At 72.2% G+C, this 20,104-nt stretch carries 15 protein-coding genes; 8 read left to right on the top strand and 7 right to left on the bottom strand.

Annotation, left to right across the window (positions count from 1 at the left end; translation table 11 throughout):
* Positions 1-13: 13 nt before the first annotated feature.
* Positions 14-793, bottom strand: coding sequence for an exodeoxyribonuclease III (locus ABD987_RS04260; protein ID WP_345387122.1), 780 nt, complete (start codon positions 791-793; stop codon positions 14-16).
* A gap of 94 nt (positions 794-887) precedes the next feature.
* Complete coding sequence (locus tag ABD987_RS04255; RefSeq protein ID WP_345387120.1) at positions 888-1,613, bottom strand: S1 family peptidase; 726 nt, start codon at positions 1,611-1,613, stop codon at positions 888-890.
* 208 nt (positions 1,614-1,821) lie between these two features.
* Between ABD987_RS04255 and uvrC the strand changes: the two genes are divergently transcribed.
* From uvrC to whiA, 4 genes are read left to right on the top strand one after another with little or no spacing between them, the layout of a single operon-like run.
* Entirely contained in the window at positions 1,822-3,810 is a 1,989-nt protein-coding gene (uvrC, locus tag ABD987_RS04250; RefSeq protein ID WP_345387118.1) for an excinuclease ABC subunit UvrC, read from the top strand.
* Positions 3,811-3,862: 52 nt separating this feature from the next.
* Positions 3,863-4,720, top strand: a complete 858-nt coding sequence (rapZ, locus tag ABD987_RS04245) for an RNase adapter RapZ (RefSeq protein ID WP_345388231.1) — start codon at positions 3,863-3,865, stop codon at positions 4,718-4,720.
* Position 4,721: 1 nt separating this feature from the next.
* Positions 4,722-5,738 carry a gluconeogenesis factor YvcK family protein gene (locus ABD987_RS04240; RefSeq protein ID WP_345388229.1) on the top strand — a complete coding sequence of 339 codons (1,017 nt, stop codon included), beginning with the start codon at positions 4,722-4,724 and terminating at the stop codon, positions 5,736-5,738.
* Entirely contained in the window at positions 5,729-6,718 is a 990-nt protein-coding gene (gene whiA / locus ABD987_RS04235) for a DNA-binding protein WhiA (protein WP_345387116.1), read from the top strand. The genes ABD987_RS04240 and whiA overlap by 10 nt, the downstream gene beginning before the upstream one ends.
* Positions 6,719-6,795: 77 nt before the next feature.
* Here whiA and ABD987_RS04230 read toward each other — a convergent pair whose 3' ends face one another.
* Positions 6,796-7,194 (bottom strand): ArsR/SmtB family transcription factor, encoded by a 399-nt coding sequence (locus ABD987_RS04230; RefSeq protein WP_345387114.1) that lies wholly within the window; start codon positions 7,192-7,194, stop codon positions 6,796-6,798.
* Positions 7,195-7,465: 271 nt separating this feature from the next.
* Here ABD987_RS04230 and ABD987_RS04225 point away from each other — a divergent pair, with 271 nt between their 5' ends.
* From ABD987_RS04225 to ABD987_RS04210, 4 genes are all read left to right on the top strand, one after another.
* On the top strand, positions 7,466-10,522 hold the full coding sequence (locus ABD987_RS04225; protein ID WP_345387112.1) for a BTAD domain-containing putative transcriptional regulator: 3,057 nt from the start codon (positions 7,466-7,468) through the stop codon (positions 10,520-10,522).
* A 229-nt stretch (positions 10,523-10,751) separates the two neighbouring features.
* On the top strand, positions 10,752-11,738 hold the full coding sequence (locus ABD987_RS04220; protein ID WP_345387110.1) for an LLM class flavin-dependent oxidoreductase: 987 nt from the start codon (positions 10,752-10,754) through the stop codon (positions 11,736-11,738).
* Between the two features lie 185 nt (positions 11,739-11,923).
* Positions 11,924-13,558, top strand: coding sequence for a flavin-containing monooxygenase (locus ABD987_RS04215; protein ID WP_345387108.1), 1,635 nt, complete (start codon positions 11,924-11,926; stop codon positions 13,556-13,558).
* Complete coding sequence (locus tag ABD987_RS04210; protein ID WP_345387106.1) at positions 13,555-14,952, top strand: MFS transporter; 1,398 nt, start codon at positions 13,555-13,557, stop codon at positions 14,950-14,952. Before ABD987_RS04215 ends, ABD987_RS04210 begins: the two co-directional genes overlap by 4 nt.
* Here the strand turns inward: ABD987_RS04210 and ABD987_RS04205 are convergent.
* The 4 genes from ABD987_RS04205 to ABD987_RS04190 form a co-directional block, all read right to left on the bottom strand.
* Positions 14,945-15,439, bottom strand: coding sequence for a glycine-rich domain-containing protein (locus ABD987_RS04205; protein ID WP_345387104.1), 495 nt, complete (start codon positions 15,437-15,439; stop codon positions 14,945-14,947). The genes ABD987_RS04210 and ABD987_RS04205 overlap by 8 nt on opposite strands.
* A gap of 7 nt (positions 15,440-15,446) precedes the next feature.
* A complete protein-coding gene (locus ABD987_RS04200; RefSeq protein ID WP_345387102.1) occupies positions 15,447-16,694 on the bottom strand; it encodes a phenylacetate--CoA ligase family protein in 1,248 nt (415 codons plus the stop codon).
* Between the two features lie 63 nt (positions 16,695-16,757).
* Positions 16,758-16,898, bottom strand: a complete 141-nt coding sequence (locus ABD987_RS04195; protein WP_345387100.1) for a hypothetical protein — start codon at positions 16,896-16,898, stop codon at positions 16,758-16,760.
* Between the two features lie 376 nt (positions 16,899-17,274).
* Entirely contained in the window at positions 17,275-19,851 is a 2,577-nt protein-coding gene (locus tag ABD987_RS04190) for a YbhB/YbcL family Raf kinase inhibitor-like protein (protein WP_345387098.1), read from the bottom strand.
* Positions 19,852-20,104: the final 253 nt, after the last annotated feature.

Raw genomic sequence — 20,104 nt, 5'->3', positions numbered from 1 at the left:
CGTCCGCCGGGCTTCACAACGCCAGGTCGACGACGACCGGGGCGTGGTCGGACGGGCCCTTGCCCTTGCGGGCCTCACGGTCCACATAGGAATCCGTGACCGCGCCGGTGAAGGCCGCGTTGCCGTAGACCAGGTCGATCCGCATGCCCCGGTTGTTCGGGAAGTTCCCGGCGCGGTAGTCCCAGTAGGTGAACGGGTGGTCGTACTTGAGCGGGCGGGGGAAGACGTCCGCCAGGCCCGTTTCGCGCAGCGCCGCCAGCGCCGCGCGCTCGGGCGGGGTCACGTGTGTCGACCCGGCGAAGGCCGTGATGTCCCAGACGTCCGCGTCGTCGGGGGCGACGTTGAAGTCACCGAGCACCGCGAACGGCCGCTCCGCGCCGAGCTCGGCGGCGACCGTGGCGCGCAGCGCGGCCAGCCACTCCAGTTTGTAGGCGTAGTGCGGGTTCTCCGGCTCGCGGCCGTTGGGGACGTACACCGACCACACGCGCACGCCACCGCAGGTGGCGCCGATCGCGCGGGCCTCGGCGGCGCCGTCGAACCGCGGTTCACCGGTGAGGCCGCGGGTGACGTCCTCGAGCCCGGCCTTCGAGAGGATCGCGACGCCGTTCCACCGGCCGAGGCCGTACGCCGCGACCTCGTAGCCGAGCTCGCGGACGGGTTCGACCGGGAACGCCTCCGTGGTGTTCTTGAGTTCCTGCACGCACAGCACGTCCGTGCCGGTCTGCCCGAGCCACTCCAGGACCCGGGGCAGCCGCGGCAGGATGGAGTTGACGTTCCAGGTCGCGATCCGCATGCCGCCGAGGATTCCACACACCCTGACGTGCTCTGAAGGCCACCTTGAGGGAACTCAAGTCCCTCAAGGTGGCCTTCAGAGACCTGCCGCGGGATCAGACGCCCGCGGTGCTCTTGATCCACGAGCGGCTGGTCGCGACGCTCGCGTAGTTGTTGGTGCCCTTGGTGTTCGTGCCGTCCTGGTTCTGCACGGTCGAGGCGACGCCGACCTGCTTGCCGCCGGAGACCTCCGGGCCGCCGGAGTCGCCCTTCCACGCCGACCCGTTGATCCCGACGCTCTGCACGGCGCGACCACCGTACGCGTCCGTCGACGAGCCGGTGACCTGCACGTTCGTCGTCTTCAGCGCGGGGGCGGGCGGGCCGGTCGGGGTCTCGCGGCCCCAGCCGTAGAGCTGGTCGGTGGTGCCGCGCGCGGGGTCGGCGTCACCGAGGGCGATCGGCTTGGCGGTGGTGGCCTGCGCCAGGTGCAGCAGCGCGATGTCCCCTTCCGGCGACTCGACCTTCTTGTCCACCTCGATCTTCGTGCCACCGCCGAGCTCGTTGCTGCCGACCCGGACGAACATGCCGCTGCCGTCCTCGTCGAGGCAGTGCACGGCGGTCATGACCCACTCCGCGGCGATGACCGAGCCGGAGCAGTTGAAGCCGTTGAACGGACGACCGGCGGTCTTGACGTAGACCTGGGCGCCCCAGCTGACGGTGGGCGCGGTGGTCCCGCCGACGATGTTCGGCTGGACTCCCGACGCGGCGGCGAGCGCGCCGCCGGAGAGAGTGAGCGCGACGGCGGCGGTGCACGCCGCGCCGATGGTGCGGATACGGCTCACGAGCGGTTCCTTTCGCGGTGGGGACCGGAGAGCGCCGATCTCTCGGCTGGTGGGAAAGTAACCGTCGAATCGGACGTGGTGTACCAACGAACGTCGGGTCCGTCCCGATCACCCGACTTCCGTCGGGCGGGCACGAAAAGGCCTGGTACGCGGTGCCGAGCACCGGGGGCTCGCAAGACTGTCGGGGGCGAGCCATAGTCTTGGGGGCGTGGCTGACCCGTCCACCTACCGTCCCTCGCCGGGGAGCATCCCGGACGCTCCCGGCGTGTACAAGTTCCGCGACGACACGCGCCGGGTCATCTACGTCGGCAAGGCGAAAAGCCTGCGCAGCAGGCTGAACTCGTACTTCGCGGATCTCTCCGGGCTGCACCCGCGCACCCGCCAGATGGTGACCACCGCGGCGAGCGTCGAGTGGACCGTGGTGTCCACCGAGGTCGAGGCGCTGCAGCTGGAGTACAACTGGATCAAGGAGTTCGACCCCCGGTTCAACGTCCGCTACCGCGACGACAAGAGCTACCCGGTGCTCGCGGTGACGTTGAACGAGGAGTTCCCGCGTCTGCACGTCTACCGCGGCGCGCGGAAGAAGGGCGTCCGCTACTTCGGGCCGTACTCGCACGCGTGGGCCATCCGCGAGACGCTCGACCTGCTGCTGCGTGTCTTCCCGGCCCGCACCTGCTCGGCCGGGGTGTTCCGGCGGCACGGGCAGATCGGCAGGCCCTGCCTGCTCGGCTACATCGAGAAGTGCTCGGCGCCGTGCGTGGGCCGGGTCTCGGCCGACGAGCACCGCGCGATCGTCGAGGACTTCTGTGATTTCCTCGCCGGGCGCACCGAGGGCATGATCCGCAGGCTCGAACGGGAGATGGCCGCCGCGTCCGAGGAGCTGGAGTTCGAGCGCGCCGCCCGCCTGCGCGACGATCTGGGAGCGCTGCGCCGGGCGATGGAGAAGCAGGCCGTGGTGCTCGGCGACGGCACGGACGCCGACGTCGTCGCCTTCGCCCACGACGAGCTGGAGGCCGCGGTCCAGGTCTTCCACGTGCGCGGCGGGCGGGTGCGCGGGCAGCGCGGCTGGGTCATCGACAAGGCCGAGGAGATGGACGTCCCGGCACTGGTCGACCACTTCCTCACGCAGTTCTACGGGGAGGAGGCCGATCTCGCCGCGCGTGACGAGGTCGACGCGGGCTCGCCGGTGCCGCGCGAGGTGCTGGTGCCGGAGCTGCCCGCGGACGCCGACGCGGTCACCGAATGGCTGTCCGGCCTGCGCGGGTCCAAGGTGCGGCTACGGGTCGCGCAGCGCGGGGAAAAACGCGCGCTGGCCGAGACCGTCGAGCGCAACGCCGCCGAGGCGTTCACCCAGCACAAGCTGCGCCGTGCCGGCGACCTCACCGCGCGGTCGGCGGCGCTGTCCGAACTGCAGGACTACCTCGCGCTCGAAAACGCGCCGCTGCGCATCGAATGCGTGGACATCAGCCACATCCAGGGCAGCGACGTCGTGGCGTCGCTGGTGGTGTTCGAGGACGGGGTCGCCCGTAAGTCCGAGTACCGGCGCTTCGCGTTGCGCGAGGCCGCCGACGAGGGCGACGTCGCGTCCATCGCCGAGGTCGTCCGTCGCCGTTTTTCCCGCTACCTCAAGGAAACCGCGGCAGCAGCCGCCGAGGGGGAGGCGGTCGAGGTCGACCCGGCGAAGCCGGGGATCGACCCGGAGACGGGGAAACCGCGCAAGTTCGCGTACGCGCCGAACCTGCTCGTCGTCGACGGCGCGGGGCCGCAGGCCACCGCTGCCGCGGAGGTGCTGGCCGAGCTGGGCGTGCACGACGTCGCCGTGGTGGGGCTGGCGAAACGGCTCGAAGAGGTCTGGCTGCCGGGGGACCCGGACCCGGTGATCCTGCCGCGCACCTCCGACGCGCTGTACCTGATGCAGCGGGTCCGGGACGAGGCGCACCGCTTCGCCATCCGGTACCACCGGGAGAAGCGGTCCAAGCGGATGCAGACGTCCGAATTGGACAGTGTGCCGGGCCTGGGGCAGGCTCGCCGTACCGCGCTGATCAAGCACTTCGGCTCGGTGAAGAAGCTCAAGCAGGCCAGGGTCGAGGAGATCGAGGCGGTGCCCGGCTTCGGCAGGCGCACCGCGGAGGCCGTGGTGGCCGCGCTGGCCGGGGAGACCGGCGCGGTGGCCGCGGGAGGGGAGCCGGGAACATGATCGGGGAAGGTAACGCGAAGTGAGTGCGAACGAGGAGAACCGCGGGTCCGGGATGGAGGTCGCGGTCGTGTCCGGGCTGTCCGGCGCCGGCCGCAGCACGGCGGCCAAGTGCCTGGAGGACCTCGGCTGGTTCGTGGTGGACAATCTGCCGCCGGAGCTGATCGCCACGATGGTGGAGCTCGGCGCGCAGGCCCGCGGGGCGATCACGAAGGTCGCGGTGGTGATGGACGTGCGCTCGCGGGCGTTCACCGACGACCTCGCCTCGGTGATCAAGGATCTGGACGCGCGCGGGTACAAGCCGCGCGTGCTGTTCCTGGAGGCCACCGACGCGGTGCTGGTGCGCCGGTTCGAGGCGGTCCGGCGCGGGCACCCGATGCAGGGGGACGGGCGGCTGGCCGACGGGATCACCGCCGAGCGCACGCTGCTGGAGCCGCTGCGCGAGGAGGCCGACCTGGTGCTGGACACCTCGTCGCTGTCGGTGCACGACCTGCGGGCCAAGATCGAGGACGCGTTCGGGTCCGAGGCGGGCACGACGACCCGGGTGACCGTGCTGTCCTTCGGGTACAAGTACGGTCTCCCGATGGACGCCGATCTCGTGATGGACGTGCGGTTCCTGCCGAACCCGTTCTGGATCCCGGAGCTGCGCGAGCACACCGGGCTGGAGAACGAGGTACGCAACTACGTGCTCAGCCAGGAGGGCGCCGAGGAGTTCCTGGACCGCTACCACCAGTTGCTGCGGCTCATCGGCGCCGGGTACAAGCGCGAGGGCAAGCGGTACCTGACGCTCGCGGTGGGCTGCACCGGCGGAAAGCACCGCAGCGTCGCGATCTCCGAGGAACTCGCCCAGCGTCTGTCCAATGAGGACGGTATGGCCGTGAAGGTGGTGCACCGCGACCTTGGCCGCGAGTAACGTGCGCGCGGTCGCGCTCGGGGGCGGGCACGGACTGCACGCGACGCTCACCGCGCTGCGGCGGGTGACGCGCGAGGTCACCGCGGTGGTCACCGTCGCCGACGACGGCGGATCGTCCGGACGGCTGCGCCGCGAGCTCGGCCTGCTGCCGCCCGGCGATCTGCGCCAGGCCTTCGCGGCGTTCGCCGCCGAGGACGGCGGCACGCTGTGGGCCGAGGTGTTCCAGCACCGGTTCGGCGGGGACGGCGCGCTCGCCGGGCACGCCGTGGGCAACCTGCTGCTGGCCGGGCTGTTCGAGGTGCTCGGCGATCCGGTGGCCGCGCTCGACGAGGCGAGCAGGCTCATCGGGGTCTCCGGCCGGGTGCTGCCGATGTCGCCGGAACCACTGGAGATCGAGGCCGAGGTCAGCGGCCTGGACAGCGAGGACGCCACCGCGCTGCGCCGCATCCGCGGCCAGGTGGCGGTGGCGACGACGCCGGGGCAGGTGCGGCGGATCAGCCTGCACCCCGGCGGGCGGGTGGAGCGCCCGCCCCGGGCCTGCCAGGAGGCGATCGACGCGGTGCTCGCGGCCGACGTCGTCTTCCTCGGGCCCGGCTCGTGGTTCACCAGCGTGCTGCCGCATCTGCTGGTGCCGGATCTGCACGACGCGTTGGTCCGGACCACGGCGACCAAGGTGGTCATCCTGAATCTTGTCCCCCAGCCGGGTGAAACCGCGGGATTCTCGCCGGAACAGCATCTGGACGTGCTCTTCGATCACGCGCCGCTGCTGCGGGTGGACGCCGTGATCGCGGACCGCGATTCGGTCCCCGACCCGCCCCGGCTCCGCAAGGCGGCGGAGCGGCTGGGCGGGGTGGCCCACCTGGGGGCGGTGGCTGACCCGGAAGTGGTGGGACGGCATGATCCTGATGCGCTCGCGCGCTGCGTGCGGGAGGCTCTCGGTCTCGAAAGGGGCAGTACCGGGGCGGGCGCGGCACACGGGGGCGGAGCGGAAGGCAGGGAGGGGCAGCAATGGCGATGACCGCTGCGGTGAAGGACGAGTTGAGCCGGCTGGAGATCACGAAGATCGGGCCACGCCGGGCCGAGGTCGCGTCGTTGCTGCGTTTCGCGGGCGGGCTGCACATCGTGGCGGGCCGGGTCGTGGTGGAGGCCGAACTGGACACCGGCTCGGTCGCGCGCCGGCTGCGCAAGGAGATCCACGAGCTCTACGGGCACCATTCGGACGTGCACGTCATCACGGCGAGCGGCGGGCTGCGCAAGGGGACGCGGTACGTCGTGCGGGTGGTGAAGGACGGTGAGGGCCTGGCCAGGCAGACCGGCCTGATCGACCAGCGTGGCCGCCCGGTGCGCGGGCTGCCCGCCGCGGTGGTGTCCGGGGGCGTGGCCGACGCGGAGGCCGCCTGGCGCGGCGCCTTCCTCGCCCACGGCTCGCTGACCGAACCCGGCCGCTCTTCGTCGCTGGAGGTCACCTGCCCCGGCCCGGAGGCCGCGCTCGCGCTGGTCGGCGCCGCCCGCCGGATGGGTATCCAGGCGAAGTCCCGCGAGGTTCGTGGCGCGGACCGGGTCGTGGTCCGCGACGGCGACGCGATCGGCGCGCTGCTGACCCGGCTCGGCGCACACACGAGCGTGCTGCAGTGGGAGGAGCGCCGGATGCGCCGCGAGGTGCGGGCCACGGCCAACCGCCTCGCCAACTTCGACGACGCGAACCTGCGGCGGTCGGCGCGCGCCGCGGTCGCCGCCGCGGCCAGGGTCGAGCGCGCGCTCGAAATCCTCGGCGACACCGCGCCCGATCACCTGCTCGCGGCGGGCAAGCTGCGGTTGTCCAACCGGCAGGCCTCGCTGGAGGAACTGGGCCAGCTCTCGGATCCACAGATGACGAAGGACGCGGTGGCGGGCCGGATCCGGCGGCTGCTCGCGATGGCGGACAAGCGTGCCAAGGAACTCGGCCTCCCGGACACCGAATCCGCGGTGACCCCGGAGATGCTCGAAGAAGAGGCGTAGCGGCCGGGCCGCCATCGGTGTCCACAGTGGAGGGTGGGGCCGTGGTGCGCGCCGGACGGCCTCGGGTGTGTCGCGTGTCAGCGGCCGGGGTGCTCCTCGGGCAGCCGAGGACGCGGCGGGGTGTCGGCGGCCGTGCGTGCTTCGCTCGCCGGGGCGGCACCCGCCGACCGGCCGCCCCCTAGCCGGCCGGTCAGCAGGGCCGCGCCCAGCGCGGTGATCTCGTGGCGCACCGCGTAGCCCGCGCGGTGGGTTTCGATGAGACCCGCCGCGCGCAGGATCGTGGTGTGGTAGCTCGCCGACGCGGCCGAGATGGCCAGCGTGCGGCTCAGACCGGTGGTGGTGCAGCCGGTTTCCGTCGCCTCCAGCACCCGTGCCCTGGTGGCCCCGAGGAGCGTGGCCAGCGCGTGGCGCCGCGCGGGACGCGGCGGGTCCGCACCCGCCGGAACGGTCGCTCGCCCGTTGGCTCCGATGATCACCGGGACCACGGTAGTCCGGTGCGGCCGACGTCTTGCTGTACCGGAACTGGACCGGCCCCGCACGCGGACCCGACCGGGTGGCGAGGCTCCGGCCAGGGCGAACAGCGCTGTCCGGCGGCAGGGGCGCGGCGGCGACCGGCAGCATCGGCAATGCCGACGCGGCACGGCGGACACCGCGCGCGGCTTTTCCCCGGCCCGTCCGCTCGGGCAGGATGGCAGGGGGTCGGTGCCGGGCCGGGGCGACCGCACGGGGGACCGCGAAGAGGACGGGATGAGCATGCGCCAGGCGGAGCCGTTCGGGGAACGGCTGCGCGCCGCGCGACTGCGGGCCGGGCTGAGCCAGGCCGAACTCGCCCGGCGGGCGGGCGTGAGCGAACGCACTCTGCGCGGGGTGGAGCTGGGCACGGTCGGCAGGCCGCGCGGCGAGTCCACCCGGCGGCTCGCCGAAGCGGCCGGGCTGCGGCCACCGGAGCCCGCGCGCGGCGCCGAGCAGCCGCCGGGGCCGCGTATCTCGGTGCTGGGCCCGTTGGCCTTCTGGCACAACGGGAATCCGGTCGAGGTGGGCGCGCTCAAACAGCGCACGCTGCTCGCGGTGCTGGCGCTGCAGCCCGACCGGGCGATCGGCAGGGACGAGCTGGCCGGCCTGCTGTGGGGCGAGGACCCGCCGAAGTCCGCCGCGAACCTGCTGCACACCTACGTCGCCCGGCTGCGCCGGATCCTCGAACCGGACCGGGACGCGGGCGCGGTGCCGCTCATCGCCGCGACCCGCGGCGGTTACCGGCTCAGGGTGACCGGGGACCAGCTGGACCTGCCGCGCTTCGACGAGCTGATCGGCGAGGCGGACCGGCACCGCGCCGCAGGGAACCCGCGGGCGGCTCTCGACGCGTACGAGACCGCGCTCGGGCTGTGGCGTGGTGCTCTGCTGACCAATGTGGACAGCCGGATCCGGGCGCACCCGGCCGCGGTCGCGGTGCTCCGCCGCCGCACCGAGGCCACGCTCCGCTATGCGGACACCGCGCGTGAACTGGGACGGGCCGGCGCTGCGGTGGCCCGGCTGCGCGCGCTCGCGGACGAGGAACCCCTGCACGAAGGGCTCGCCGCCCGGCTGATGCTCGCGCTCGCGGGTGATGGGCAACAGGCGGAGGCGTTGCGGCGTTTCACCGGCATCCGCGCCCGGCTCGCCGCCGAACTCGGCGTCGACCCGGGCGCCGACCTGCGTGAGGCGCACCGCCGGGTGCTCGCCCAGGAGGTGCCCGGCCCGGAAGACGGCCGGGCCGGGGAAGCGCCCCCGGCCCGGCCGGTGCCGCGGCAGCTGCCCGCGCCGCCGCGGCTGTTCACCGGCCGGACCCGTGAGCTGGCCCGCCTCGGCGCGGCACTCGACGCCGGCGCCGACCGCCGCGGCACCATGGTGATCTCGGCGCTCGGGGGCATCGGCGGGATCGGCAAGACCTGGCTGGCGCTGCACTGGGCCCACCGGAACGCGCACCGCTTCCCGGACGGGCAGCTGTATGTCAACCTGCGCGGGTTCGACCCCACGGCCGAGCCGGTGCCCCCGGCGGTCGCCGTCCGCGGTTTCCTGGACGCCCTGCGGGTGGCGCCCGAGGCGATCCCGGCGGACGAGCAGGCCCGCTTCGCCCTGTACCGCAGCCTCGTCGCCGAGCGGCGGATGCTGGTGGTGCTCGACAACGCCCGCGACGCCGCCCAGGCGGCCGCGTTGCTGCCGGGCGGCCCGGAGTGCGTGGTGGTGGTCACCAGCCGACACCGGCTCGGCGGGCTGGTGGCCACGCACGGTGCGCTGCTGCTCACCCTCGACGTCTGGACCGAGGGGGAGGGCCGGGAACTGCTGACCCGGCATCTCGGCGCCGGCCGGGTGGCGGCCGAACCGGACGCGGTCGACGATCTGCTCGCGCTGTGCGGCGGCCTCCCGCTGGCGCTCGGGATCGTCGCCGCGCGGGTGGCGACGCAGCCCGGACTGCCGTTGCGCGCACTGGCCGACGAGCTCCGCGACACCGCCGGCCGGCTCGACGCGCTGGACGCGGGCGAGGTGTCGGCGAACCTGCGTGCGGTGTTCACCGCCTCCACCCACGCGCTGGACGAGGCGGCGGCCACCCTGTTCGGCCTGCTCGGGCTGGCGCCGGGCCCCGACATCGGCCTGGCGGCCGCGGCCGCGCTGGCCGGGCTGCCCGCCGCCGGGACGCGGGTGCTGCTGCGGGAGCTGGAGGCGGCGCACCTGGTGGCCCAGCCGGTACCCGGCCGCTACCGGATGCACGACCTGGTCCGGCTCCACGCCGCCGAGCAGGCCCGCCGGGGGCTCGCCGGATCCGTGCGCGCCGCGGCGCTGGGCCGCCTTGTCGACTACTTCCTGCACACCGCCTACGCGGGGGAGCGGCTGCTCGAACCTCATCGGCCGCCGATCGAGCCAGGGGTGCCCGCCGGGCACGTCCGGCCGGATCCCCTCGATGACGAGGCCGGGGCGCTCGCCTGGTTCGACGCGGAACACCACTGCCTGCTCGCCGCGCACCGGTTCGCCGCCACCGAGGGCCGGGACGAGCAGGCATGGCGGCTGGCGTGGTCGCTGGACACCTTCCACTACCGGCGTGGTCACCTGGCCGACAACCTCCGCGTCTGGCTCGACGGGCTCGGCGCCGCGCGCCGGCTCGGCACGCCCACCGCGCTGTCCTGGGCGCACCGGCGGCTCGGCCACGCCTACGCCCGGCTCGGCAGGCGGGCGGACGGGATCGAGCACCTGCGCGAGGCCGTGGCCGCCACCGAACGGACCGGCGACGTTGCCAACCTCGGCAACACGCACCGGTTTCTCGCGCTGGCACTGGCACAACAGGGCGAAGACGAGCTGGCGCGCACGCACGCGACCGAGTCGCTGCGGTTGTTCGGCACGCTCGACGACCCGGTCGGCGCGGCCAACGCGCACAACCTGCTCGGCCGGTGTCACGTCCGGCTGGGCAACCACACCGAGGCGCGTGCCCACTGCGAACGCGCCCTCGCGCTGCACCGCGGGCACGCCGACCGGCAGGGCGAGGCGAACGCGCTGGACAGCCTCGGCTATCTCGCCCAGCACGCGGGCCACTACGCCGAGGCGATCGCGCGCTACCGGGAAGCCCTTGCCGTGCAACAGGAAATCGACAACACCTACGACCGGGCCGGCACGCTCGGCCGGCTCGGCACCGCGCTCGAGGCGGTGGGCAGGCACGCCGGGGCGCGGGACGCCTGGCGGCAGGCCGTCGACCTCTATCGCGCGCAGCACCGCGAGGAGGAGGCGGGCGCCCTGGCCGCGCGGCTCGCCGCGCCGCCCGCGGACCGCGCCGGGTGACGTTCTCCCGCGTGTGCGCGTCATGGCGAGGCCAGTTCGGGGAAGGTGGCCGTTTCGCTGGCCGGCGAACATCTCCCCCATGTTCGAGCCGTAGTGCTCGCCCTGGACGTAGATCTGTCCATAGTGGACGTGGACCTCGCCGGTGACCGGAGTGCGCATTTCCTCCCCTTCCTCGCGGGTCCGGCCATAGTGGCACCCGGCACCGACAGTTTTCGCTACCGTGGCCCTCATGAACGATCTTCCCTTGTCCGTACTGGAACTCACGCTCGTCGAGGCGGGCGGGAAGGCCGGTGACACCTTGGCCGCGACGGTCACCACCGCGCGCCGCGCCGAGGAACTCGGCTTCCGGCGGATGTGGCTGACCGAGCACCACGGCACGCCGATCATCGCCAGCGTGTCGCCCCCGGTGCTGGCGGCCTCGTACGCGGCGGCGACCGGCACGATCCGGGTCGGCTCGGGCGGGGTGCTGGTGCCCAACCACGCGCCGCTGGCGCTCGCCGAGCAGTTCCTGACCCTGTCCGCGCTGCATCCCGGCCGGATCGACCTCGGCATGGGGCGCGGGCCGGGCACCTTCCGCGAGCCGGTGATCCGCGCGCTGCGCCGGGGCGCGGGGATCGCGACCGACGAGGAGTACCGCGAGGGCGTGCGCGCGGTGCTGGGGTTCCTCGGCGACGAGACCTCCCTGTTGCCCGGCGTCGAGCGGCCGCGGCCGTGGCTGCTGGTGTCCAGCCCGGCGGGCGCGGGGCTCGCCGCCGAACTGGGGCTGCCGATCGCGGTCGCCCACCACATCCGGCCGCAGAGCACGGTCGAGGTGGTGGAGCGGTACCGGGCGGGGTTCCGGCCGTCGCGCTGGGGCGCGGAGCCCTACGTGATCGTCGCGGTACGGACGATCTGCGCGGACTCCGACGCCGAGGCCGCCGTGCTGGGGCGGCCCGCGCGGGTATTGACGGAGAACATCGCCAAGCAGGACGACACCGCGCCGTTCCCCAGCGTCGCCGAGGCGGCGGAGCACGTCTTCGCGCCCGAACTCGAAGAGGGGCTCGCGGCCTATCACGCGCAGCAGGCGGAAGGCTCGCCGGAGACGGTGGCGCGGCAGTTGACGGCGATCGCGGCGCGGACCGGCGCGGACGAGCTGATGCTGGAGACCCCGGTGTACGACCCGGCGGCCCGCGCGCGGTCCTACGAACTGACCGTCAAGGCACTGCGCGCTTCGTGAGCCGTTCGCTCCGGTTCGTCCCGTCCGTCCTTTGTGGATCGCTGGGACATGCACCCAATGCCACATTGGGGCGCTCGTCCACTGGGCAACAGTGACCGGTCTGTGCGTAAAGTCCGTTTTGTCGGTAGGGTGGCGGTGAGCTGACACGCGGCGGCCCCGGTGGCGCCGGGACGAGAGGGATCCCCTTGGGCGACGGCAGGCGGATCGACCACGACGTCATCGTGATCGGGGCCGGGTTCGCGGGGCTGCACATGCTCGCCGAGCTGAGGAAGAGCGGATTCTCCTGTCACGGCTTCGAAACCGGCGACGGGGTCGGCGGGACCTGGTACTGGAACCGGTATCCGGGCGCGCGCTGTGACATCGAGAGCCTCGACTACTGCTACCTGCACGACCCCGAACTGCATCGGGACTGGCGCTGGTCCGAGCGGTTCGCCGGGCAGCCGGAGATCCTGCGCTACGCCGAGCACTTCGCCGAACGGGCCGGGGTGCTGCCGTTCATCAGCTTCGGCACGAAGATCGTCGCGGCCACGTTCGACGAGCCGTCCTCGACCTGGCTGGTGCGCACCGAGCAGGGCGGCGAGGCGCGGTGCCGCTTCCTCGTCACCGCCGTCGGCTGCATGTCGGCCGCGCAGGTGCCGGACCTGCCGGGGCTGGCGCGGTTCCGCGGCGAGCGGTTCCACACCGGCCGGTGGCCACGCGAGCCGGCCGGCCTCGCGGACAGGCGCGTCGGCGTGCTCGGCACCGGGTCGTCCGGGATCCAGGTGATCCCCCGGCTCGCCGAACAGGCCGCGGAACTCGTCGTGTTCCAGCGGACCGCGAACTTCAGCGTGCCCGCCAGGAACCGGCCGCTGACCGGGGCCGAGCTGGCGGGGGAGCCGGCGAAGTACGGCGAGCGCGTCGAGCTGGCGAGCACGACGCGGTTCGGGCACGTGGTGGCGGGCACCGGACAGTCCATTGTGGAGACCGAACCCGCCGAGCGGGAGGCCGCGCTGGAACGCCGCTGGGCCACCGGCGGTACCGGGATCGTCGCGACGTTCACCGACACCGGCCGCGACCTCACCGCGAACGCGCTGCTGGCGGACTTCTTCCGCGACAAGATCAGGAAGACCGTCGCCGACGCCGGGACCGCCGAACGGCTCGTTCCCCGCGGTCACCCGATCGGCACGAAGCGGCTCTGTGTCGACGACGGCTACTACGAGACGTTCAACCGCGACCACGTCCGGCTGGTGGATCTGCGCGATGAGCCGATCGCGGAGATCACCGAGAACGGGCTCCGCACCACACGGCGGCACTACCCGCTCGACGTGCTCGTCTTCGCCACCGGCTACGACGCGTTCACCGGCGCGCTGACCAGGATGGACGTCACCGGCCGGGACGGCGCCCGGCTGGCCGAGGAGTGGGCCGACGGCCCCCGGACGTATCTCGGGCTCGCCGTCGCCGGGTTCCCGAACCTGTTCACGATCACCGGCCCCGGCAGCACGATGGTGCTCTCGAACATGCTCCGGGCGATCGAGCACCACGTCGCCTGGATCCGGGACCTGCTGGTGCGCCTGCGCTCGGCGGGCGTCGGGACCGCGGAGGCGGGCAGGGCCGCGCAGGAGGACTGGGCGGAACGGGTCGCCGAGGCGGCGGGCCGGACGCTCTACCACCACGCCGACTCCTACTACCTCGGCGCGAACATCGCGGGCAAGGCACGGGTGTTCATGCCCTACGCCGGCGGTCTCGACGTCTACCGGCGCGTCTGTGATTCCGTGGCTCAGGAGGGCTATCACGGCTTCCGTCTGTCGCATGTGGACACACGGGACGCGGTGACGCAGTGAGCCGTCCGCTGTCCGCCTTCGGGCTGGGCGTGGTGCTGCTGGCCACGCTCCTGCCGATGATGGACTCGTTCATCGTCAACGTCGCGCTGCCGACCATCGCCGACGAGCTGGGCGCGGCCAACGCCGACCTCGAACTCGTGGTCGCGGGGTACGGCATCGCCTTCACCCTGCTGCTGGTGCCGGGCGGACGGCTCGGGGACGCGTTCGGCAGACGGCGGACGCTGGTGGCCGGGCTGCTCGGCTTCGTGCTCGCCTCCCTGCTGTGCGCGGTCGCGACCGGGGCCGAGTGGCTGGTGGCCGCGCGGGTCCTCCAGGGCGCGACGGCGGCGCTGATCCCGCCGCAGGTCCTGGGCACCATCCAGGCCGCCGTCCCGCCGGACCGGCGGGCGAAGGCGATGAGCCGGTACGCGGCGGTCAGCGGCCTGGCGGCGATCCTGGGCCTGGTCCTCGGCGGGGTACTGCTCAAGGTCGACCTCTGGGGCACCTCGTGGCGATTGCTGTTCCTGGTCAACCTGCCGCTCGGCCTGATCGCCGCCGTGCTGGCCGTGTTCGTGGTGCCCGACAGCCGCTCCGCGCACCCGGCGGGCATCGACTGGCGGGGTACCGCGCTGCTCGGCGCGCTGGTGCTGGCGGTACTGGTGCCGCTGAACCGCGGTCCGCTGCTGGGGTGGCCCTGGTGGACGATCGCGCTGCCGTTGCTGGCACCGGTGGCCGCGACCGCGTTGTGGCGCACGGAAAAGCGGGTGGCCGCCGCCGGGGCGGTGCCGCTGCTGCCGCCGTCGGTACTCGCCGCACCCCAGGTACGCGGGGGACTGCTGCTGCTCGCGCCGTTCCTGGCGGCCTGGGCGGGTTTCCTGTTCGCCCTGCCACTGACGGTGCAGCACGGTTTCGGCCTCGACCCGCTGACCGCCGGGCTGGCGGTGGCCCCGATGTCGCTGGCGTTCCTGCTCGGCTCGTTCGCGGTCCCGGCGCTGCGGGCCCGGCTGGCGGGCCGGGTGACCTCGTACGGCGCCCTGGTGCAGGGACTCGGGGTGGCCTGGCTGCTCGCCGCGCTGCCGCTGGGCTGGTTCGGCGGCACCGTGTGGAGCGCGCTGCCCGGACTGGTGCTGGTCGGCCTCGGCCAGGCGCTGGTGGTGGGCGCGGCGAACATCTCGGTGCTCGGCGCGGTGCCCGCCGCCTACGCGAGCGTCGGCGGCGGCGTGCTGGTGACCACCCAGCAGGGCGCGATGGCGATCGGCGTCGCGGCGCTGGGCACGCTGTTCGGGACCCTCCACAGTGGACAGGGATACGCGACGGCGTTCGGCGTCGTGCTGGCGGTCCAGCTCGCCGTCGGCCTCGGCGTCGCGTTCGCCTCCCGGGAACGCGACGCCAGGGCCCTGGCTCCGGTCAGCTGACCGGAGCGAGTTCGGCGATCTGCGCCAGCGACATGTCTAGCTCCTCGTGCAGGAAGCGCACGATCGTCCAGTGCGGCAGGGCGCCCTCGTCGAACGGGCCGAACTCCTTGACGTACAACGGGATCCAGCGCAGCGCCTCACCCGCGGCCTGTTCGCGCGGCGGCTCGGACTGGTAGTCGGTGTAGCTGATGCTGCGGTGCTCGACGAAGAACCCGCCGGGCAGCCGCTCGCAGAACTCGCGGTACTGCGCGGTCTGCAGGATCAGGTAGTGCCAGATCTCGTCGATCTCCTGTTCGACGGGGAGGAACAGTCCGGCGAGCTCCTCCTCGTAGGCGGAAACCAGGTACAGGTAACGGAGGCATTCCAGCGTCTGCCGTCCGACGTGTTCGGCGGACTGGCCGGTCTTGGCGACGAAGTACTCGACGACCTCCGCGTACAACGGTTCGCCCAGCAGGGCACGCGGGTCGGCGGCGGATACAGCGGGCACGGTTCTCCTAGTGGTCGCGGGATTCCGGGTGCAGCCAGGCGTACTTGCCGGACTTTCCGATGGGGATGTGCCGCCGGTGCACCGGTTCGACGGACAGTTCGAGATGTTCGGCCAGCGCGGCGACCAGCGACGCGGCGGCCGGCGCGTCGAGCGGGCCGCCGTCGAACGTGGTGTACTCCAGCTCCGCGCCGGAGCCTTCGCCGACGCGCAGCCGGTAGAGGAACACCGGCGGGGCGCAGGCGCCGATCCACCGGTCGAGGTCGCCGTGGCACAGCAGCGTGGACCCGACCCGGACCAGTTCCTTTTCCCGGCCGCAGAACCGCGCGATCCGGGCGGGGTCGGGGCTGCCGTCCACGGTGCGCGCGCAGTCGCCGGACCGGTAGCGGATCAGCGGCATGTACGGGTTGCGGATACTGGAGACGATCAGGCTGTACAGCGTGCTGCCCGCTTCGACCGGGACCAGCTCGACCCGCATCCGGTCGAGGTAGGGGTGATACCGGCCTTCGCCGTCGCTGTAATAGAGGTAGCCGAGTTCGGTGCTGCCGAACAGATCGACGATCGGGCAGTCGAACTCGGCGCGCAGGAACCGGGCCACGTTGTCCGGGGTGTACTCGTAGGCGTGCACGATGCTGTCCGGACGGGGCAGCCGGTCGGCCAGGCCCCACTGCCGCGCCTTCCCGGCCAGGTGCGCGAGGTGATAGCTCGAACAGTCGAGGTGGTAGCTCCCGCTGGGGTGCTCCGCGCGGGTCCGCTCGATCTCGTCGAGCATCCCGGCGACATCCTCGCGGGTCCACAGCGCCGGGTCCAGCCGCTGGTTGACGTACACGGTGCGCTCGTCGAGGCGCCGATCCGCCAGTCCCGGGCGCTCGGCGGGCTGCTCACCGCGGGCACGCGCGTTGACCCGCGCGACGTGCTGGGTGGCCAGCACGGTCGTGAGCGACACGCGCGGGCAGCCCTTTTCCCAGGTGTGCGCGATGTCGGGATGTTCGCTCCACAACCGGTAGTAGGACTTCAGCAGGAAGTACGGCGGCCGGATCAGCTGCATGCGCGCGTGGTTCGTGCCGGTGGACAGCACGAACTCCGCGTCACCGGAGTCCAGTGCCGTGCGCAGTTCCGGGGTCATCCAGTTGTCCGGGAATCCCCGCGCGATGCGTTCTTTTTCGAGAATCGGGAACTCACCGCGGGCGAGGGATTCCCGGTACAGGGGGATGTCGCGGACCGCGTCGACCATCTCGGCCGGTGGCTGGCTCGTCATGTTCACCCATCATCCGAAGCCGGAGACCGGCGGCCCGTGCGGGGCCGCCGGTCCCGGGGAGCGTCAGGCCTTGCGGGAACGGGAAATGCAGCCCTGCTTGGACCGCGAAATGCAGCCCTGCTTGTTCGCGCTCGGCGCCGAATTCGCCGCGACCCACTTGTCCCACACCTTGTCCTGCGCGATCAGCTTGACCAGCTTGTCCATGCGATACCTCCGAAGCGGAATACGGGACCGCGGTGACCGAAACGGTCATCGCCCGGCCAAAGTAAAGGGATTGCAAAGGTTGTGTCAAGGAAACTTGAAGCAAGGTGGACAGGTGAAAGGCGGGTGAATCACTACGCTGTGTCGTTGCCGCGCGGGGATTCCCGGAAAGTTCCCGGTTTCGTTGCTCGAATTCGGTGAAGATCTCCCCGGAACCCCTGCCCCGGGGACGAAAACAGCCCGGTCCACCGGACCGGGCTGTGATCGACGTCGCGTGCCGTGCGACCGGGAACCGCGTAACGGCGGTGGTTTCCCGCGAGATGTCCGTGGTGGGTGCGGGTGGGGTGACCGGCGCCGCTCCGGTCACCCCACCCGCGGCTCAACCGGCTGCCGCGCTGGAGGTCCCGCGCAGCTTCACGCTCGCCGTCGAAGCGTTCTTGATCGCCTTCTCGATCTCGGCCATCGTCGAGGACGAGCTCAGGCCGGGTACGGTCGCGGTGTTCAGCGCGTGGAGCGTGAACGTGTACGGATGGCTGGAACCGCCGGGGCACGGGCCGAAGAACTTCTTCGCGTTCGCCCCGCTGCCCATCGCCTTCTGCTTGGCGCCACCCTGGTCCGGCACGGCGTACCCGGCGCCGAGACCCTCCGGCAGCGACGTCGTCGCGGCCGGGACGTCCCAGATCGCCCAGTGCAGCTTGGTGCCGTTGTTCGCGACGTCGGCGAACACGATCGCGTAGCCCTTGGCACCGGTCTTTCCGGCACCCCACGCCAGCGGCGGGGAGGTGTCCTGCCCGGCGGAGTGGTCCCCGGCGCAGGTGAAGCGGTCCGGGATCTTCGCGTTGTCCGCGAACGCCGTGCTGGCCAGCTTGAAGTCGGCGCCGGGGGCGGTCCCGCCGGCGAACTTCAGCCGCACGATGACGTTGTCCAGCTTGTCCGGCGTGCCACCGTTCTTGTCGTTGTTGGTGGAGGTGAGCCACATCCCGCCGTCCGGCGACTTCGTCACCGAGCGCAGCCTGCCCCAGCGGCCGGAGAACACCGCCTGCGCCGGGCCGACGCCGGTGCCCGCCGCGTTGATCTGCATGACCCACAGCTGTTCGCCGGTCACCCCGGCGACGTAGATCCAGTCACCGACGATCTCGATGCCGCTCGGGCCCGCCTGCGAAGTCGGCCAGGTCTTCTTCGGCGCGATGTACCCCGAGCAGTCGCCCTGGGTGCCCTCGCACTTGTCCCAGCCGTAGTTGCCGCCCTTTTGGATCAGGTTCAGCTCGTCCAGCTTGCTGTCCCCGAACTCGGCCGCCCACAGCTGACCGCGCGAGTCCCACGCCAGCCCCTGCGGGTTGCGGTGGCCGTAGCTCCAGACGTACCGGGCGTTGCCGCCGCTGCCGTAGAACGGGTTGTCCGAGGGCGCGGAGCCGTCCGCGTTGAGCCGCAGGATCTTCCCGTTGAGCGAGTTCTTGTTCTGCGCGTTGCCGCCGTTCTTCGCGTCGCCCGCGGTCGCGTACAGCTTGCCGTCCGGGCCGAACCGGATCCGGCCGCCGTTGTGGAAGCGGTTCTTGGCGATCCCGGTGAGGACCGGCTCGGCGGTCTTCGACAGCGCGCCGTTCTCGTACTTCATCCGCACGACGCGGTTGTCGTTCGCGGTGGTCTGGAAGAGGTACACGGCGTGGTCGGTGGTGAACGCCGGGGAAACCGCCAGCCCGAGCAGGCCGCCCTCGCCGTTCGTGGTGACGGTGCCGGGGACCTTGCCCGCCACGGTCTTCTGCCCGTCCGGGGTCACGTGGACGACCTCGAACCGGTCGCGTTCGGTGGCCAGCGCCGAGCCGTCGGGCAGGAAGCCGACCGACCAGGCGAGGTCGACCTTCGCGATGTCCCTGTCGTACTCCGGGATCCCGCCCCCGCCGGTGCCGCCGCCGGTGGTCTTCGCGGTGACCGCGTCGCTCGCGGCCGAGGTGTTCCCGTTGGGGTCACGGGATTTCACCGTGAACGTGTAGGAGGTGGCCGGGGCCAGGTCGGTGACCGTGGCCTCCAGCGCCGTGGTCGTCGCGACCTTGGTGGCGCCCTGGTACACGTCGTAGCCCGCGATGGTGCCGCTGTTGTCGGTGGCGGCGTTCCAGGCCAGTGACACGCTGTTCGCGGTCGTCCCGGTCACCTTGAGGCCGCCGGGCGCGCTCGGCGGCGTGGTGTCGTCGCTCGGGGGAGTGGTGAAGGTGACGACGTTGCTCTGCTGCGAGGGATTGCCCGCCGCGTCGAACGCGCCGATCGAGATGTCGTAGGCGGTGTTCGGGGTCAGCGTGTCCACGGTCGCGGAAAGCGTGTTCCCGTCGACGGTCTTGAGGATGTTGCCGCCGCGGTTGATCTCATAGCGCGTGACGCCGACGTTGTCGGACGAGGCCTCCCAGGTGAACGTCGCCGAGGCGGGTTTGACGTCGTTCACCTTGAGGTTCTTCGGCGGGGTCGGCGGTTCGCCGTCGTCGGAGCCGGTGAAGGTGTCGGTGAGCTTGTCGGCGTTCGGGCCGCCGTCCGCGGTGGTCGAGGTGGTGCGGACCTTGTTCACCCCGGCGGCGAGCTTCACCGTCGTGGTCACGGTCTTCCACGTCGTCCAGGACCCGGTGGCGGGGAAGGAAAGGGTGGTGGCCTGGCCGCCGCCGACGGTGAGCGCGAGCGGCCGGTCGGCCGTGGTTCCGTTGGCGTAGCGGAAGGTCAGCGTGTGCGTGCCGGCCTGTGCCGCGTCGACGGAGTATTCGAGGTAGCTGCCGACGACGTTGTCGAGGTTGACGAACCCCTTGCCGGAGTACCCGGCGTGGTTGGACTCGACCTTGCCCTTACTGATGAAAGCGCTTTCCGACTCGTAGTCGGTCGACGCGGCGGACGCGCTGAGCACGGGCAGCGCGGCGGTGCCGAGCGCCGCGGCGGCCAGACATGTCAAGGCCGCGCGCCACGGTGGGCGGGGTGCCACTGGAGCCTCCTGCTGGGTCTCTGGATCGGGGTCAGGGAGGGACAGCGCGGCGGAAATGGGCGGCGGCCCACCGGTGGAGCGTCATAGTTAGGAAAGTTTCCTATCTATAGCGGAAATCACACACCCTCGGCCGCCCGATGTCAATAGCGGAGCGGCAGGGTGACCGACTGTGAAAAGTGAACGGTGCGCACGATCGATGTACGGCGCTGTACATGGTAGTTACCGACTGGTAGGTTTGCCGACGTCGCACTGT

Source organism: Amycolatopsis samaneae, assembly GCF_039541975.1.
In the GTDB taxonomy this organism is placed as follows: Bacteria; Actinomycetota; Actinomycetes; order Mycobacteriales; family Pseudonocardiaceae; genus Amycolatopsis; species Amycolatopsis samaneae.
This window is presented reverse-complemented; position numbering and strand designations above follow the sequence as displayed.